The organism is Microbacterium limosum, assembly GCF_036324365.1.
Lineage (GTDB): Bacteria > Actinomycetota > Actinomycetes > Actinomycetales > Microbacteriaceae > Microbacterium > Microbacterium limosum.
In genome coordinates this window covers 931,691-945,695 of the sequence record NZ_CP137080.1, presented here as the reverse complement: position 1 = coordinate 945,695, position 14,005 = coordinate 931,691, and the positions used below count along the sequence as shown (strand labels likewise).

The window sequence follows — 14,005 nt, the reverse complement described above, 5'->3', positions numbered from 1 at the left end:
GTTCCAGGCTACCGGCGCTCAGCCGCGGGTGACGCCGGAGACGTCGTTGAGCACACCGACGCGACCGTCCTCGTGGCGCACGAGGAAGCTGGACCCGCGATCGGCCACGACGAGAGCCCAGGCGGTGGGGCCGATGCGGAACATCGGAGCCCCGGTGGCCTCGTCGACCACGTCGCGCTCGACGGGCACCAGCGCCCAGAAGGGCTGTTCGGATGCGGCCGGAGCGGGGGCTTCCTCGGCGTCGGGCGCGGAAGGGTCGTAGCCGGAGCGCGCATAGGCGGGAGCGGGAGCCCGGCCGGTGTCTGCGGCGGGGGCGCCGGTATCGGTGTCGCGGGGCTCCGCCGCATACGGGTCGCCGAGCGGCGCGAAGGCCTCGGTCATCGAGGACGTCTGCGGCTCGCTGGTCGCGACGGACCCGGCCTCGGGCTTCGGCTCCGGCGCCGGCCGGGGGATCACGGCGCGCACCGGACGCGCGTTGCGGTGGGCCGGCACCTCGGGTCGTCCGCGGAAGTCCTCGTCGAACGGAGCCACGTAGGGTGCGAACACGGTGAGGAACACCAGCGCGAGCATCGCGAAGAACTCGACCCAGATCACCCACGTCGTCAGCCACGGGCCGCGTCCTGCGACCGTCGCGATCGTGCTCCAGATGTACTGCAGCCACAGCAGGGCCGCCACGGAGAACACGACCGACGCGAACTGGTCGATGCCGAGCGACCCGACACGGCGGATCCCCTCCGGCGAGAAGCGTCGGAGCACGATGAGGAAGACCGCCACGGTGGGAGCGCCGATGAGCAGGATCCACTCGATGCCGCTCATCCACACCGAACTGAACGCGCGACCCCAGATGGAGAAGAACGAAGCGAGGAACGCGACGGCCCAGAACGCGAGGATGGCGACCTCACGGATGGTGAAGGGTCCGACCCCGTACTGACCCTCGCGAGTCGGCGTCTCCGTGTCGGACGCGGTGTGCTGCTCGATCGGGTCCGATCCGGCCTGTGCATCGCTCACGCTGTTCCCCTTTCGTCCGGCGCTGCGCGCCTCGCCTACCTTACCGTCGCCGGCTGGAGGAGCGGGGGCGGCTTCGCCGCCCCCGCCTCACCCCCCGAGGCACCCCGGGCCGAGCAGCGACTTGAGCTCCCCGTACAGGTCGGCGGAGATCTTCACGGGGTGCGGCACCTCGAAGACCTTCGCGACCTGGCCCTTCGTGAGCGTGAGCCGAACCTCGGTGGACCCCCCGTGCCGCGCGAGGATCTCGGCGAGGTCGCCGATGACGGGCTGTGTCGCTCGATGCTCGGGGATGACGAGGTCGAGCGCACCCGACGCGTCGAACGAGTCGAGTGCCGGCGCCATCGCCGACACGGCGTGCAGGTTCATCCCGTCGTCGCGACGCGAGATCCGCCCGCGCACCACGAGGATCGAATCGGCCTGCAGTATCGGCTGGAACTCCTGGTACGTCTTGCCCATGAACATGACCGTGATCTCGCCGTTGAAGTCCTCGACGGTGATCATGCCGTACGGATTGCCGCTGGACTTGGCGACGCGGTGCTGGGCGCTCGTGACGAGGCCGGCGATCGTCACCTGCTCCCCGTCCGAGAGGTCGTCCGATGCCAGCAGCTCGTGGATGCCGAGCGAAGCGTGCTTCGCGAGCGGCACCTCCAGCCCGGCCAGCGGGTGATCCGAGACGTACAGTCCGAGCATCTCGCGCTCGAACGCGAGCTTGTCCTTCTTCGTCCACTCAGGCCGCTGGGGCACCTTCTGGGCGGTCTGCGGCTCATCCCACAGGCTGTCGAAGTCGAAGCCGACCTCGCCGTTGGCCTCACGGCGCTTGTCGAGCACGACCTGCTCGACGGCGTCTTCGTGCACCTCCAGCAGCGCCCGACGCGTCGCCCCGGTGGAGTCGAAGGCGCCGGCCTTGATGAGCGACTCGATCGTGCGCTTGTTGGCGACCTGCAGCGGAACGCGTTGGAGGAAGTCGTGGAAGGTCGTGAACTCCGTCTCCCGCCGGGCCGCGACGATCGCCTCGACGACGTTGGCACCGACGTTGCGAATGGCCCCGAGGCCGAAGCGGATGTCGTCGCCGACGGCGGCGAAGTAGCGGATCGACTGGCTGACATCCGGCGGCAGCACCTTGATGCCCATGCGGCGGCACTCGTTGAGGTAGATCGCGAGCTTGTCCTTCGAGTCCCCCACGCTCGTCAGGAGGGCGGCCATGTACTCGGCGGGATAGTGCGCCTTGAGGTATGCCGTCCAATAGGACACGAGACCGTAGGCCGCCGTGTGCGCCTTGTTGAAGGCGTAGTCCGCGAACGACTCCAGCACCTTCCAGAGGGTCTGCTGCGCGGCATCCGAGAAGCCCCGCTCGGTCATGCCGCCGAAGAAGATCTCCTTCTGCTTGTCGAGCTCGGACTTCTTCTTCTTCCCCATCGCGCGGCGCAGCAGATCGGCCTGTCCGAGCGAGTACCCCGCGACGCGCTGTGCCACCGCCATGACCTGCTCCTGGTACACGATCAGGCCGTAGGTGGTGTCGAGGATGTCGGCGAGGGGCTCGGCGAGCTCGGGGTGGATCGGCTCGATCTCCTGCTGGCCGTTCTTGCGCAGCGCGTAGTTGATGTGCGAGTTCACGCCCATCGGGCCCGGCCGGTACAGCGCGAGCACGGCGGAGATGTCCTCGAAGTTGTCGGGCTTCATGAGGCGCAGCAGCGATCGCATCGGTCCGCCGTCGAGCTGGAAGACGCCGAGGGTGTCGCCCCGCGCGAGAAGTTCGTACGACGCGGCGTCGTCGAGAGCGAGATCCTCCAGGACGAGGTTCTCGTTCCGGTTGGCGCGGATGTTGTCGAGGGCGTCGTCGATGATCGTGAGGTTGCGAAGCCCGAGAAAATCCATCTTGATCAGGCCGAGCGACTCGCACGCCGGGTAGTCGAACTGCGTGACGATCTGGCCGTCCTGCTCCCGCTTCATGATCGGGATGATGTCGATCAGCGGCTCGCTCGACATGATGACGCCGGCGGCGTGCACGCCCCACTGCCGCTTGAGGTTCTCCAGTCCCACGGCGGTGTCGAAGACCGTCTTGGACTCGGGATCGGTCTCGATGAGGGTGCGGAACTCCGACGCCTCCTTATAGCGCGGATGCTGCGGGTCGAACATGCCGTCGAGGGGCATGTCCTTGCCCATCACGGCGGGCGGCATCGCCTTCGTGAGTTTCTCCCCCATGCCGAAGGGGAAGCCGAGCACGCGGCTGGCGTCCTTGAGCGCCTGCTTCGCCTTGATCGTGCCGTACGTGACGATCTGGGCCACCCGGTCGTCGCCGTACTTCTCGGTGACGTACTGGATGACCTCGCCGCGGCGACGGTCGTCGAAGTCGACGTCGAAGTCGGGCATGGAGACGCGGTCGGGGTTGAGGAAGCGCTCGAAGATCAGGCCGTGCTGAAGGGGGTCCAGATCCGTGATGCGCATCGCGTACGCCGCCATGGATCCGGCGCCCGAGCCGCGCCCCGGACCGACGCGGATCCCGTTGTCCTTGGCCCAGTTGATGAAGTCGGCCACGACGAGGAAGTATCCCGGGAAGCCCATCTGGACGATGACGTCGGTCTCGTACTCCGCCTGACGGCGCACCTCGTCCGGCACCCCGCCCGGGTATCGGTACTGCAGGCCCTTCTCGATCTCCTTGACGAACCAGGACTGCTCCGTCTCACCGTCGGGCACGGGGTACCGGGGCATGTAGTTCGCGCTGGTGTTGAACTCGCTCTGGCACCGCTCTGCGATCAGCAGGGTGTTGTCGCACGCCTCGGGGTGGTCGCGGAAGACCTGCCGCATCTCGGCGGCCGATTTCAGGTAGTAGCCGTCGCCGTCGAACTTGAACCGCTTGGGATCGTCGAGGGTGGAACCCGACTGCACGCAGAGCAGCGCCGCGTGGCTCGTGGCGTCGTGCTGGTGCGTGTAGTGGAGGTCGTTCGTCGCGACGAGCGGGATGTCGAGATCCTTGGCCAGGCGCAGCAGATCTGCCATGACGCGGCGCTCGATCCCGAGGCCGTGGTCCATGATCTCGGCGAAGTAGTTCTCCTTGCCGAAGATGTCCTGGAACTCGGCGGCCGCCGCCCTCGCCGCGTCGTACTGCCCGAGCCGCAGTCGGGTCTGCACCTCGCCGGAGGGGCACCCCGTCGTGGCGATGAGTCCGGACGAATAGGTCTGCAGCAGCTCGCGGTCCATGCGCGGCTTGAAGTAGTAGCCCTCGATGCTCGCCTTGGAGGAGAGGCGGAACAGGTTGTGCATGCCCTGGGTCGAGTGCGACAGCAGGGTCATGTGCGTGTAGGCGCCGGCACCCGACACGTCGTCGTCGGCCTGGTCCGGGCTCCCCCACCGCACGCGGGCCTTGTCCGCGCGGTGCGTGCCGGGTGTCACGTAGGCCTCGATGCCGATGATCGGCTTGACGCCGGCATCCTTCGCGGCCTTGTAGAACTCGAAGGCGCCGAAGGTGTTGCCGTGGTCGGTCACCGCCAGCGCGGGCATCCCCTGCTTGGCCGCCTCCTGCACCATCGGGCCCACGCGGGCCGCACCGTCGAGCATCGAGTACTCGCTGTGGACGTGCAGATGTACGAAGGAGTCGGCTGCCACGCGACCAGCCTACGCGTGGCCGCCGACACCCCCGCCGGTAGGGTGTCGGCATGCCGACCCCCGACTTCGTCCTCGCGCTGCGCCGGCACATCGGGCACGCCCCCCTTCCCCTCGTCGGAGTGACCGCCGTCGTCGTGAGGGCCGACGAGGTGCTCATGGGACGCCGGAGCGACAACGGCGCCTGGGCGCCGATCTCCGGAATCGTCGACCCCGGCGAGGAACCCGCCGAGACGGCACGTCGCGAGGCGCTCGAGGAGGCGGGCATCCGCATCCGGGTGGAGCGTCTCCTGTCGGTGCACCAGGTGCCGCGCATCACCCACGTGGGCGGCGACCAGGTCGACTACCTCGACATCGCCTTCCTGTGCATATGGGAGGACGGCGATCCGTGGCCCGCCGACGGAGAGCTGACGCAGCTGCGCTGGATGGCCCCGCACGACGCGATCGCCCTCGCACCCGAGGGCAAGAAGCGCGCGATCCGGCTTGCGCTCAGCGGTGCGCCCGAGGCGTTCTTCGAGCGGTGACGCTCACCCGCCCCGCAGGATCTCCAGCGCGTGCGCGAGATCCTCTGGATACTCGGAGGTGAAGGTCATCCACTCGCCCGTGGCCGGGTGCGTGAGCCCCAGCCGCCGTGCGTGCAGCCACTGCCGGGTGAGCCCGAGCTTGGCCGAGAGCGTCGGATCGGCGCCGTACAGGGGATCGCCGACGCAGGGATGCCGGTGGGCCGCCATGTGCACGCGGATCTGGTGGGTACGGCCCGTCTCGAGGTGGATCTCGAGAAGCGAGGCGCCCGGGAACGCCTCCGTGGTCTCGTAGTGGGTGACCGAGTCCTTGCCCGAGGGTGTCACCGCGAACTTCCAGGAATGGGAGGGGTGGCGACCGATCGGGGCGTCGATGGTGCCCGACAGGGGATCGGGATGCCCCTGCACGACGGCGTGGTAGACCTTCGCCACCTCGCGCTCCTTGAAGGCGCGCTTGAGCGCCGTGTAGGCGCCCTCGGTCTTCGCCACGACCATCAGGCCGCTCGTGCCGACATCAAGGCGGTGTACGACGCCCTGTCGCTCGGCCGCACCCGTGGTCGCGATGCGGAAGCCGCCCGCCGCAAGGGCGCCGAGCACCGTGGGCCCCTCCCATCCGAGAGAGGGGTGAGCGGCCACGCCCGTGGGCTTGTCGACGACGACCATCTCGTCGTCGTCGTAGACGATCCCGAGGTCGGGCACCTCGACGGGGACGATCTGCGGCTCCGTACGCGGCTGCCAGTTCACCTCGAGCCACTCGCCCGCGCTCACGCGGTCGGACTTGCCGAGCGGGCGGCCCGACTGCGCGACACCGCCGGCCTCCGCGACCTCCGCGGCGAAGGTGCGGGAGAATCCGAGCATCTTCGCCAACGCGGCATCCACGCGCTGACCGTCGAGACCGTCGGGGACGGGCATGGTGCGGGTCTGCATGCTCACGCCGGCGACGACCCGCGCGGCACGTCGCCCTCCGCGGACGACCCCGCATCCGTCGCCCCGGCCCGACGCCGCTCCCGCGTGCCGTCCATGTGCACGCCGAGGAGGACCATCAGAGCGATTCCGATCATGTCGCCCACGATGAAGATGTCGGCGACGTTGTAGACGGCGTCCATCATCCACGGCGTGTGGATGAAGTCGACGACATGGCCCACAGGGAAGCCGGGGTCGCGGAACAGGCGATCCGTGAGGTTGCCGAGCACGCCGCCGAGGAGAAGGCCGAGGGCGACCGCCCACAGTCGCGACCGCACGCGCGTGAGCATCAGATACACGATCACGATCGCCACGCTCGCGAGGGCGATCGTGAAGAACCAGGTGAAGCCCGCACCCAGGGAGAACGCGCCACCCGGGTTGAAGACCAGCACGAAGACCAGCGCCTCGCCGAGCACCTGCACGGGGTCTGCCGGCTCCAGTTGCGCCAGTGCGAGGGCCTTCGTCAACTGATCGGCGGCCAGCACCGTCACCGCGAGGATCGCGATGAGGATGCCGGCCGCCGCTCGGTTCAGGGGGCGCCTGCCGCCGGAGGATCGCTCCACGGCGGGGCGCTCATCACCCAAGGGTCAAAGACCGACGGTCGAGACCGGGGCCGAGCCCGAGTTCGTGCCGCTCGAGTCGAGGTCGCGCAGCTGGCCCTCGATGTAGCTGCGCAGCTGCGCACGGTAGTCGCGCTCGAACTGACGGAGCTCGGAGATGCGGCCCTCGAGGAGCTGGCGCTCCTTCTCCAGGCGTTCCTTCTGCTCGCGCTGGTTGGCCTCCGCCTCGGCGATGATGCGGGATGCGGTGGCCTGGGCCTCGGCGACGAGCTTGTCGCGCTGGGCGATGCCCTCGGAGACGTGCTCGTCGTGCAGGCGCTGGGCCAGCTCGATGATCCCGGCGCTCGTGGCTGCGGGTGCCGTGCCATCGCCCGATGCCTCCGCGGCGGGGGCGGGCGCCGATGCCTCTGCCGCCGGCGCGGGCGCCGAGGACGGGGCCGACGCCTCGCCGGACTCGTACGCGGCGAGCTTGGCCTTCAGTTCCTCGTTCTCGGCGATCGTCTTGCGCCATTCCACGACGATCTCGTCGAGGAAGTCGTCGACCTCTTCGGGGTCGAAACCCTCCTTGAAGCGGACGTGCTGGAACTGCTTGGTGACGACGTCATCGGGGGTCAGAGCCATGGGATCCGTCCTCTTCTATCTCGTGGTCGGTGTGATGGCGCCCCGTGTGCGAGGCCTGTCCAGCATAGTCCAGGGGTTTTCGCGTCGCGAGGCGCGGGTGCGCGCCGGCGGGTCAGGCGCCCGCGGCGAGCGTGCGCGTCACCCCGAGGAGGATGAAGCACAGCAGCATGGTGAGCGCGAAGCCCAGGTCGATGGCGACCGGACCGATGCGCAGCGGCGGGATCAAGCGCCGGAAGAAGCGAATCGGAGGGTCGGTGACGGTGTAGACGATCTCCGCGGCGATCAATCCCGCACCCTTCGGCCGCCACTCGCGATTGAACACGGGGATGTACTCGAGGATGAGCCTCGCGAACAGGACGAAGACGTACAGGAGGAGAAGGCCGTTGAGGATCGACGCGATGAGCCCCAGCAGTTCCACTCCTCCAGACTACGCCGGAGAGAAGGAGGGCTGCTCCGGGTCGGCGTGCGGGATGCCGCCGTCACCGGACACGGCCACGTGCTCCGGCGAGAGGAGGAAGACCTTGCTCGTGACGCGCTCGATGCGGCCGTAGAGCCCCAGCGAGAGCCCGCTGGCGAAGTCGATGAGGCGGCGCGCGTCGGCGTCGGACATCTGCGAGAGGTTGATGATGACCGGAACGCCCTCACGGAAGTTCTCGGCGATCACCTGTGCGTCCCGGTACTGCTTGGGGTGGACGGTGAGGATCTCGGTCAGTCCGCTGCTGGCGGGCTGCGCGACCACGGCGGGCTTGCGGATGGGGGTCACCGTTCCCTTCGGCTGTTCGACGGGCTGCACTCGCTGCTCGCGCGTGTGCTGCGTCTGCTGCTGAGGCTGCTCGTCGATGATCTCTTCCTCGTCGGCGAGACCGAGGTACACCATCGTCTTCTTGAGCGGGTTCGCCATCGCTTCCTCCGTGTTCGCTGGGCTGTTTCGAGGCTACGCCCGGGGTGGTCGGTTGCCCGTGATTGCGGACCCGATCCGCAGGTGTGTCGCGCCGGCCGCGATAGCCTCGGCGAAATCCGCCGTCATGCCCGCGGAGATCCATCGCGCGTTCGGCTCCACCCCGCGGACGGCCTCCGCGACGCCTGCGAGCCGCGCGAACGCCGACGCGGGGGCCTCGTCGAGGGGCGCGACCGCCATGACCCCGCGCAGGCGCAGACCGCGGCATCCGGCGATGTGCTCTGCGAGTGAGGCAGCCTCCGACGGAGCCACCCCGCCCCGAGCCGGGTCCGACGTGAGGTTGACCTGCAGGAGGACGTCGAGGGCGCCCTCCCCCGGCTCTGCGGCGCGGTCCAGGGCGTCGGCGAGCCGTGTGCGGTCCACCGAGTGCACCGCGGCGGCGTCGTGACGGATCGCCCGGGCCTTGTTGGTCTGGGCCTGACCGACGAAGTGCCAGCGCAGATCGGCGAGGTCGGCGAGGTCCGCACGCTTGGCGTGCAGCTCCTGCTGGCGGTTCTCGCCGACGTCGCGCACGCCGAGCGCCCACAGCTTCCGAACCAGCGAGGCGGGGTGGAACTTCGTCACGACGATGCGGGTGATCTCACCCGGGTCGCGCCGGTTGGCCCGTGCGGCGTCGGCGATGCGCTGATCGATGGCCTCGAGCCGCTCAGCGAGCGAGGGGTGACTCACGGCATCCCTTCCGTTGGAACACGCACGCGGGCCCGGCGCATGGCCGGACCCGCGTGCGCGACAGGTCGTTCTTACTTCAGGAAGTCGGGGATGTCGAGGTCGTCGTCCCCGAATGCCGACTCGAACCCGGCGTTCTCGGGAACGATGGGCCCGCTGTTCGACCCGACGGCCACGCTCTCGCGCGGAACCTCGGCCTTCGGCTTCTCGGTCGCCGGCTCCTCCGGGAGGGTCGCGGGGACCACGGGCGCCGGCCGCTGAGCCACGACCGGTTCGGTCTTGGCCTGCGGCTCGCCCCCGTCGAAGCCCGCGGCGATCACGGTGACCCGCACCTCATCGCCGAGCGTGTCGTCGATGACGGTGCCGAAGATGATGTTGGCCTCGGGGTGCGCCGCCTCGCGCACGAGCTGCGCGGCGTCGTTGATCTCGAAGATGCCAAGGTTGGAACCGCCCTGGATCGACAGCAGCACTCCGTGGGCGCCCTCGATGGATGCCTCCAGCAGCGGAGATTCGACGGCGAGCTCCGCGGCCTTGATCGCGCGGTCCGCGCCCCTCGCCGAGCCGATGCCCATGAGGGCCGATCCCGCCCCCTGCATCACCGACTTCACGTCGGCGAAGTCGAGGTTGATGAGGCCGGGCGTCGTGATGAGGTCGGTGATGCCCTGCACACCGGCCAGGAGAACCTGGTCGGCCGTGGCGAAGGCCTCGATCATCGAGATGCCGCGGTCGCTGATCTCCAGCAGGCGGTCGTTGGGCACGACGATGAGGGTGTCGACCTCTTCCTTGAGCCGACCGACGCCCGCCTCCGCCTGCGTCTGGCGGCGACGACCCTCGAACGAGAAGGGCTTGGTGACGACACCGATCGTCAGGGCGCCGATCGACTTGGCGATCTTCGCCACGACGGGGGCGCCGCCCGTGCCGGTTCCGCCGCCCTCACCGGCCGTCACGAAGACCATGTCGGCGCCGCGGAGCGCCTCCTCGATCTCCTCAGCGTGGTCCTCCGCCGCGCGGCGACCCACCTCGGGGTCGGCGCCCGCGCCGAGGCCCCGCGTGATCTCGCGCCCGACGTCGAGCTTGACGTCCGCGTCGCTCATCAGCAGCGCCTGCGCATCGGTGTTGATGGCGATGAACTCGACGCCGCGAAGGCCGAGCTCGATCATGCGATTGACGGCGTTGACGCCGCCTCCGCCAACGCCGACCACCTTGATGACAGCGAGGTAGTTCTGGTTCTGGCTCATGCCGGCCTCCGTGTCCCGCACCGAATGTCTCAACCTTCAACCTCAAGTAGAGGTATAAAGAAATGCTCGGTATGCAATTCCGTATTCACACGGTAGGTCCCGGCCCCTCCCCGGCACGCAGGCGCGCGGGCGTGTCGCGTCATCCGATTTCCGGCGTCGCGGTCAGCGGATGACGATGGCCTCGGGCGAGGAGATGTCGTACGTGCTCACGGTCTCCGGGGGGCGCGTTCCCATGGCCGTCTCGAGCACGCGCGCCTTCATCGGAGTGTCGTCCACCGAGCCCCAGACGATCTGCGTCCCGGTCGCGCCGAGGGTCAGCGTGACGTCGTCGCGCGTCGAGGCCGACACGCGGGTGACCTGCGCGCGGATCGCGTCCGGGAGGGCGCGCATCACGAGCCCGACGGAGTCGAAGGCGTCGGATCCCGTGCCGCCCGAGACCTCGAGCACCGGCCGGCCCTCCGGTGCGTCGGGAGTCGTCTCGAGCGCGACGCCCGCGGCATCCACCAGCGTCCACCCCGCCCGTCCCTGAATGACGCCGATGGGGGTGCGCTCGACGATGCGCACGACGAGGTCGTGCGGGGGCCGCGCCTCGAGGGTGTAGGACTCCACGAGCGGGAATCCGACCAGCGCGGCCTTGACCTCGCTGGCGTCGACGAGGGGCAGCGGCCGGCCGAGCTGCGCGCCGAGCGCCCGCTCGAGGGCATCGGCCGGAAGGGTCTCGGTGCCCACGACGCTGATGCGCTCGACGGCGAACAGCGGGCTGTACGCGGCCCCGACGCTCCCGACGACGAGCAGCACGACGGCGCCCACGCCAACGGCCCACGCGACGCGCCGCCGCCGCGACCGCGCCGTGAAACGCCGCACCTCCCGGCGCAGCGCGCGTCGCCGGGCCCGGGCCGCGCGCCACACGTCGCGCCAGCCCGTCGCGGTCTGCTCGTCGTCGACGACGGCGGCCGGTCGCCGCACCGAGGCGAAGGGCAGGGCGGATGCCGCGCGCTCCGCCGGCGTCGCGGCCCGGTCATCCGTCGCCTCCCGCGTGCGGTCGCGCAGCCACGGCACCTCGGCGGTCTCATCGAGCGACCCGGGGCTCGTTGCGGGTGGAGCCTCCGTGGCGGACGCCTGCGCCTGCGTGGCGTCGGTACCGGCGTCGTGCTCGCCCTCGAGGGCGCGCGCCGCGGCATCCGCCTCGGCGTCCGCCTGCGCGCGCGGCGGCGTCGGCAAGGGAGCGGGCCGGCGCATCCCGATCAGCCCTGGGCGCCGACCGGCGCCTGTGTCGAGAGGGCTGCGAGCACCTGCGGGATGATCAGGTAGACGTCGCCGCAGCCGAGCGTGATGACGTAGTCGCCGGCGCGGGCGATGCCGGCGGTGTAGTCGGCCGCCTGCTGCCAGTCGGCGACGAAGCGCACCCTGGTGGGATCTTCGAAGTCCGCGCTGACGAGCTCGCCGGTGACTCCCGGCACCGGGTCCTCACGAGCGCCGTACACGTCGAGGACGACGGTGTGGTCGGCGTGGCTTTCGAGCACCTCAGCGAACTCGCGGTGCATCGCCTGCGTGCGCGAGTACGTGTGCGGCTGGTGCACGGCGATGATGCGGCCGTCGCCGATCACCGTGCGGGCTGCGGAGAGGGCCGCGGCCACCTCGGTGGGGTGGTGCGCGTAGTCGTCGAAGACGCTCACGCCCCGCTCCGTGCCGTGCAGTTCGAAGCGCCGAACGGTCCCGGTGAACCCCTCGACGGCGCGCGCGGCATCCTCGAGGCTTCGACCGAGGGTCAGCATCACCGCGATCGCCCCGCCCGCGTTGATCGCGTTGTGCGCGCCGGGCACCTGGAGACGCACGCGCACCGTCGCACCGTCGTGCGACACGGAGAACGCGACGGGGCCCTGCGTCGTGATGTCGGTGATGCGCACGTCGGCGCCGACGGATTCGCCGAAGCTCACGACGTGCGGATGGGAGAGGCGGGCCGCGACCCGCAGCGCGCCGGCGTCGTCGGCCGAAACGACGACGGCCTCCCGTGCCGCGTCGGCGAAGCGCACGAAGGCGTCCTCCACCGCCTCCGTCGTGCCGTAGTGGTCGAGGTGGTCGGGATCGACGTTGGTGATCAGGGCGACGGAGGTGTCGTACAGCAGGAAGGTGCCGTCGGACTCGTCGGCCTCGACGACGAAGAGCTCGTCGGCGCCCGGCCCGCTGGAGGCGCCCAGCTGCGCGATGACGCCTCCGTTGACGAAGCTCGGGTCCTCGCCGAGCGCATGCAGCGCCGTGACGATCATCCCGGTGGACGTCGTCTTGCCGTGGGCGCCGGCCACCGAGACCAACCGACGGCCGCCGATGAGCCAGTGCAGCGCCTGCGAGCGGTGGATCACCGGCATCCCGCGGCGCTTAGCGAGCACGAACTCGGGGTTCTCGGGCCAGATGGCGCCGGTGTGGATGACGGTGTCGGCGTCGCCGAGATTCGCGGCGTCATGGCCGACGTGCACGCGCGCGCCGAGCGCGGCGAGATCGCGCAGCGCCTGGCTGTCGGAACGGTCGGAGCCCGACACGCGGATGCCGCGGGCGAGGAACATGCGCGCGAGACCCGACATGCCCGAGCCGCCGATGCCGATGAAGTGCGCGGCCTCGATGCGCGCGGGGATGGGAAGGCTCAGGTCGGGCTTGATCATGACGTCACAAGTGTAGGTCGGCCCTCCTGTGGGGACGCCCCGGCGCGCGCGGGCCTGCGCCGAACGGTCGCGACACGCCGCGCCGGGGCGGGCCCTGCGGCGTGTCGCGACCGTTCGCGGCCGAACGAGGGCGTGGTCAGCGCCGCAGCGCGGAGTCGATCATGGCGATCACGTTCTCGGTTCCCGTGCGGGTGCCCACCGAGACGGCCGCCTCGCGCATCGCGTCGAGGCGTTCGGGATCCCGCAGCAGCGGCACGATGGTCGTCCGCACGCGGTCGGCGGTGAACGACCCGTCCTCGACGAGGATCGCCGCGCCCGCCTCCACCGCCGAGCGCGCGTTGAGCTTCTGTTCGCCGTTGCCCACGGCGTACGGCACGTAGACGGCGGGGATGCCGAGGGCGCTGATCTCGCTCACGGTGGCGGCCCCGGCCCGCGAGACGATGACGTCGGCCATCGCGAACGCGAGATCCATGCGGTCCTCGTACTCGCGCACGACGTAGCCCGGCACGCCGGGGTCATCCCCCTCCCACCGGGCTCCCGTGATGTGCACGAGCTGGTAGCCCGCGGCGAGCACGTCGGCGTAGGCGCCCGTGAACGCGGTGTTCAGCCGCAGCGCGCCGAGCGATCCGCCGAAGACGAGCAGGGTGGGCACCGCGGCATCCAGCCCGTAGTGGGATGCCGCGGTATCGCGCAGCGACGCGCGGTCCATCGCGGTGATCTCAGGGCGCAGCGGCATCCCGACCACTCGCGACCCGCGCAGCGGGGTTCCCGCGAAGGCGACGCCGACGCCCGCGGCCGTCCGAGCTCCGAGCACGTTTGCAAGCCCCGGACGCGCGTTCGCCTCGTGCACGACGAAGGGCACCCGTTCGCGCCGGGCGGCGACGTACGCGGGAGCCGACGCATAGCCGCCGAACCCCACCACCGCGTCGACGCCGCGCTCGCGGATGAGGGCGCGCACCTGTGCGACGGCCCGACGGAAGCGCACCGGGAAGGACGCCGCGGCGGCGTCGATCCGGCGCGGGAAGGGCAGGCGCTCGATCGTGAGCAGCTCATAGCCGCGCAGGGGCACGAGCCGCGCCTCGAGGCCCTCCTTCGTGCCGAGCACGAGGATCTCATCTCCGCGATCGCGGGCGGCGAGGCCGTCGGCGACAGCGAGCAGGGGGTTCACGTGACCGGCGGTGCCGCCGCCGGCCAGGAGGTAGGTCGTCACCGC

The 14,005-nt window shown here is 70.3% G+C and carries 13 protein-coding genes; 1 reads left to right on the top strand and 12 read right to left on the bottom strand.

From position 1 onward, the window contains the following. Window positions 1-18 precede the first annotated feature (18 nt). The gene (locus RYJ27_RS04525; protein ID WP_330171559.1) at window positions 19-1,008 is read right to left on the bottom strand and encodes a hypothetical protein; all 990 of its coding nucleotides are present in this window, start codon (window positions 1,006-1,008) and stop codon (window positions 19-21) included. An 87-nt stretch (window positions 1,009-1,095) separates the two neighbouring features. After that, window positions 1,096-4,563: a DNA polymerase III subunit alpha gene (gene dnaE, locus RYJ27_RS04520; RefSeq protein WP_422732884.1), complete on the bottom strand. Its 3,468-nt coding sequence runs from the start codon at window positions 4,561-4,563 to the stop codon at window positions 1,096-1,098. Window positions 4,564-4,661: 98 nt separating this feature from the next. Between dnaE and RYJ27_RS04515 the strand changes: the two genes are divergently transcribed. Beyond that, window positions 4,662-5,132 (top strand): NUDIX hydrolase, encoded by a 471-nt coding sequence (locus RYJ27_RS04515; protein WP_330171557.1) that lies wholly within the window; start codon window positions 4,662-4,664, stop codon window positions 5,130-5,132. 3 nt (window positions 5,133-5,135) lie between these two features. Here RYJ27_RS04515 and RYJ27_RS04510 read toward each other — a convergent pair whose 3' ends face one another. The 10 genes from RYJ27_RS04510 to RYJ27_RS04465 form a co-directional block, all read right to left on the bottom strand. After that, window positions 5,136-6,056: an RluA family pseudouridine synthase gene (locus RYJ27_RS04510; protein WP_330171983.1), complete on the bottom strand. Its 921-nt coding sequence runs from the start codon at window positions 6,054-6,056 to the stop codon at window positions 5,136-5,138. Between the two features lie 2 nt (window positions 6,057-6,058). After that, window positions 6,059-6,655, bottom strand: coding sequence for a signal peptidase II (lspA, locus tag RYJ27_RS04505; protein WP_330171556.1), 597 nt, complete (start codon window positions 6,653-6,655; stop codon window positions 6,059-6,061). A gap of 24 nt (window positions 6,656-6,679) precedes the next feature. Continuing rightward, the gene (locus RYJ27_RS04500; RefSeq protein ID WP_330171555.1) at window positions 6,680-7,273 is read right to left on the bottom strand and encodes a DivIVA domain-containing protein; all 594 of its coding nucleotides are present in this window, start codon (window positions 7,271-7,273) and stop codon (window positions 6,680-6,682) included. Between the two features lie 112 nt (window positions 7,274-7,385). Next, complete coding sequence (locus tag RYJ27_RS04495; protein WP_330171554.1) at window positions 7,386-7,691, bottom strand: YggT family protein; 306 nt, start codon at window positions 7,689-7,691, stop codon at window positions 7,386-7,388. 9 nt (window positions 7,692-7,700) lie between these two features. Then, entirely contained in the window at window positions 7,701-8,174 is a 474-nt protein-coding gene (locus RYJ27_RS04490) for a cell division protein SepF (RefSeq protein ID WP_330171553.1), read from the bottom strand. 33 nt (window positions 8,175-8,207) lie between these two features. Further along, window positions 8,208-8,900, bottom strand: coding sequence for a YggS family pyridoxal phosphate-dependent enzyme (locus tag RYJ27_RS04485; RefSeq protein WP_330171552.1), 693 nt, complete (start codon window positions 8,898-8,900; stop codon window positions 8,208-8,210). 71 nt (window positions 8,901-8,971) lie between these two features. Further along, window positions 8,972-10,135, bottom strand: a complete 1,164-nt coding sequence (ftsZ, locus tag RYJ27_RS04480) for a cell division protein FtsZ (RefSeq protein ID WP_330171551.1) — start codon at window positions 10,133-10,135, stop codon at window positions 8,972-8,974. Window positions 10,136-10,297: 162 nt separating this feature from the next. Then, complete coding sequence (locus RYJ27_RS04475) at window positions 10,298-11,374, bottom strand: FtsQ-type POTRA domain-containing protein (RefSeq protein ID WP_330171550.1); 1,077 nt, start codon at window positions 11,372-11,374, stop codon at window positions 10,298-10,300. Between the two features lie 5 nt (window positions 11,375-11,379). Beyond that, complete coding sequence (murC, locus tag RYJ27_RS04470) at window positions 11,380-12,792, bottom strand: UDP-N-acetylmuramate--L-alanine ligase (protein WP_330171549.1); 1,413 nt, start codon at window positions 12,790-12,792, stop codon at window positions 11,380-11,382. A gap of 136 nt (window positions 12,793-12,928) precedes the next feature. After that, a complete protein-coding gene (locus RYJ27_RS04465; RefSeq protein WP_330171548.1) occupies window positions 12,929-14,002 on the bottom strand; it encodes a UDP-N-acetylglucosamine--N-acetylmuramyl-(pentapeptide) pyrophosphoryl-undecaprenol N-acetylglucosamine transferase in 1,074 nt (357 codons plus the stop codon). Window positions 14,003-14,005: the final 3 nt, after the last annotated feature.

Coding starts and splice junctions, on each gene's coding strand:
- dnaE (WP_422732884.1), bottom strand. CDS start 4,563: ATGCTCGACGGTGCGGCCCGCGTGGGCCCGATGGTGCAGGAGGCGGCC.
- RYJ27_RS04515 (WP_330171557.1), top strand. CDS start 4,662: ATGCCGACCCCCGACTTCGTCCTCGCGCTGCGCCGGCACATCGGGCAC.
- RYJ27_RS04510 (WP_330171983.1), bottom strand. CDS start 6,056: ATGCAGACCCGCACCATGCCCGTCCCCGACGGTCTCGACGGTCAGCGC.
- RYJ27_RS04500 (WP_330171555.1), bottom strand. CDS start 7,273: ATGGCTCTGACCCCCGATGACGTCGTCACCAAGCAGTTCCAGCACGTC.
- RYJ27_RS04490 (WP_330171553.1), bottom strand. CDS start 8,174: ATGGCGAACCCGCTCAAGAAGACGATGGTGTACCTCGGTCTCGCCGAC.
- ftsZ (WP_330171551.1), bottom strand. CDS start 10,135: ATGAGCCAGAACCAGAACTACCTCGCTGTCATCAAGGTGGTCGGCGTT.
- RYJ27_RS04475 (WP_330171550.1), bottom strand. CDS start 11,374: ATGCGCCGGCCCGCTCCCTTGCCGACGCCGCCGCGCGCGCAGGCGGAC.
- murC (WP_330171549.1), bottom strand. CDS start 12,792: ATGATCAAGCCCGACCTGAGCCTTCCCATCCCCGCGCGCATCGAGGCC.